The following is a 2,787-nucleotide window of genomic DNA, read 5'->3' on the forward strand; positions in this document are numbered from 1 at the left end:
TGGCAAGAAAAAACTCGAGGTGCTCTACCCCAGACCTGCCGGCATCGTGGCACACTCAGTGGCTGACATAATAACCCTGGAGCAGGCCCGCCTCCTGCTGGAGGAGAAGGTCAGGCAGCTTTTCTGGCAAGTGGACAAGCGAGTTCTACAGTCTGTGCTGCAGATATCTGAGACCCTGCTGAGTGCCAACCTGCGCTACGATCAGCGCGAGAATGACCGACGAATCGAGGAAATCATCCGACGGTATCCTTCGAAGGTCATTGCTTACAATCCAGGGGACATTCTGGTGCCGTTTCGTAAAGTGTTGAGCGAACAGGATGTCCTCCTGCTGGACGAATACAGCAAACAACAAAACTATAGTGAGCTGCCCTGGCTGATTACGGTAATTTTTTTCACTCTGCTGCTCTATAATCTCTTTCTCTCCCGCATTTTCGGCAGCAATAGCCGCAAGAGAACACCATATCTACTGTTGCTGTCCCTTCTCCTAATCACCGTAGTACTCTTCAAGGCGTGTCTCTTGTTTACCGCATTTCCTATCTACTTCATCCCCTTTGCCCTGCTGCCTTTTCTCATTGTCCTGTTGAACAATGACGGCGTCCCTGCTACCTGGACCACCATAACTGGCGCCATTCTCCTCACTCTGTTTGCTTGCAGGACCCTGAGCACCCTTCTCTTTTTTACCTTCAGCGGCATGGTCGCCCTGCTGCTTTCTTCCAGAATACACAAGCGAGTGCATCTTCTGTTGCCCTCGCTCGGCGTGGGCCTGGTAAACACAGTGCTCGTTTTTGCCTTTGCCACGGATTTCGCCAAAGTGGCCTCACACCTTGACAATATGCCTGCTGCCAGCGCCACTTTGCAGTCCATGTTTGTCGCAGGCAACGGCTTCGCCTCACTTGCCTGGGGCTTCATGGGCGGTCTGCTGGCAGCGCCTCTGGCTATCTTGCTTCTTCCCGTAATGGAAATGAGCTGGCATATCTCCTCCACTTTCAAACTGACGAGGTATGCCGACCTGCAGCAACCGCTCATGAAGGATCTGCTGTCGAGGACCCCGGCCACCTACCAGCACAGTATGACGGTTGCCTTTCTGTCGCAGGCCGTGGGTGAGGCTATTGGAGCCAACACTCAACTGTTGCGCATCGGCGCTTATTATCACGATATCGGCAAGATGGCTGATCCAAAGTTTTTCGCAGAAAACCAGGCTGCGGGCAAGAACCCCCACGACGATCTGGACCCATACGAGAGTGCCAGAATTATCATCGGCCACGTACACCATGGGGAAGAATTTGCCCGGGAGGCGAAGCTGCCTCAACTTGTCATCGACTTTATTTCCCAGCACCACGGCACCCAACTGGTGGAGTATTTCTACGACAAGGCCATGAAGAACAGCCAGGGAACAAAGCCCCGCAAGGAGGACTTCCGCTATCCGGGTCCCAAACCACAGAGTATCGAAGCGGCCATATTGATGATCGTGGATGCGGTAGAGGCTACTTCCAGATCACTGGAAGAGCCAACCAGGGAAAAGATAGAAAAGATGGTGGTGCTCACTGTTATCAAACGGCTGGCTGACGGCCAGTTCGACGAATGCAATCTGTCCACCCGCGACCTGGGCAAGGTGATCCACACCCTGGTGGATTCCCTGGAGGCCTCCCTTCATTCCAGGGTGCAGTATCCATGGCAGGAAAGAAAGAAAAACAGCACCAGGCGCGCCTCATAGGGATACTGCTCTCTCAGAGCAACTGTTCACACCCGTAAGTACCCAGATACTCTGCTGACCGAGCACAACCCTCGTAGCCTGATCGCGTAATCTTGAACAAAGCTGCCCTGCTCGAGCACTTCCTCAGTATTTGAGCATTATGCCCATGCCGTGCAGAGCGGCACTTATGGGGGCGGCCAGATTGTAGCGCTGATTGGCAAGAATGCTTCCCGGACTGCTATTCAGGACGATCCATGGATGGATATCAACGGCTCTTTCCAGCTCTTCGATGATTTTGTCCATGAGATCGAGGGCGTCAATTGTGCGAAGCTGTTCTACAAAACTCATTCGCACTGCTCCCAGAATTTCCACCATGACGTGTGCTACGCCCTGGGCGTAGTAAAAATAGTCGTCGGAGGCAAAGAAGCTCACCTGGGAGCCGTCTGCCTCGAATTCCTTGACCAGATTTTCGTGGCAGTTGCCAAGGAGATCCTTGTAGGCGGCAACCAGTGAAGAAAGGTTTTCCACCCTATAATAGAAACGACTCTTGCCCTGGCGCAGGTTGGCGAGAAACTTCTTCAATTCCTCGATAGCCGACTCATACTGGCTCTCTGCCGAGGGGAACCAGAACTGGTCGGCTTTGTTCATCAACAGGTTTACCGCCTGAATGAGGTGAGGATCATAGGCGTCCGCGTCGCCGAATCTGGTAAAGCTTTCCTTCAAGCGAATCGTGGTGAATCTGATTGCCTCCAGGGCCCCCAGCTGGAATTGCTTGACGTTGTCAGTTATCTTGCCCAGAATAATGTCATTGGGCCGCCAGCCCAGCACCCGGCCGTTCAACTCATGGTCCAGCACCTCGATCAGCTTCTCAGTAAATAGAACCCCCGGTATGGCAGGACCTTCCTTCTCAACCGCGTGAGCTGCCTTTTTCGGAGGACGGTGTGCAGTTTTGGCTAGCTCTTTTCGCTCTGGAGCCGCTTCTACCTGATGAGCTGGCTGCTTCTCTACCTTTTTGTGCTCCACCGCCGCCTTTTCAACCGCAGACTCTTCCTTTTTCACAGCGGCGTGCTCTTCCCCGGACGCTGCCTTTTCCT

Annotated in this window: 2 protein-coding genes; one reads left to right on the plus strand and one right to left on the minus strand. The window is 53.5% G+C overall.

Annotation, left to right across the window (positions count from 1 at the left end; all coding sequences use genetic code 11):
• Positions 1 to 1,714 (plus strand): HDIG domain-containing protein (locus JRI89_17430; protein MBW2073013.1); only part of this gene is annotated, 1,714 nt, incomplete at its 5' end.
• A gap of 123 nt (positions 1,715 to 1,837) precedes the next feature.
• Here the strand turns inward: JRI89_17430 and JRI89_17435 are convergent.
• A complete protein-coding gene (locus JRI89_17435) occupies positions 1,838 to 2,752 on the minus strand; it encodes a DUF2333 family protein (GenBank protein MBW2073014.1) in 915 nt (304 codons plus the stop codon).
• Between the last annotated feature and the right edge of the window lie 35 nt (positions 2,753 to 2,787).

The sequence above is a fragment of the Deltaproteobacteria bacterium genome (genome assembly GCA_019309045.1).
Lineage (GTDB): Bacteria > Desulfobacterota > Syntrophobacteria > BM002 > BM002 > JAFDGZ01.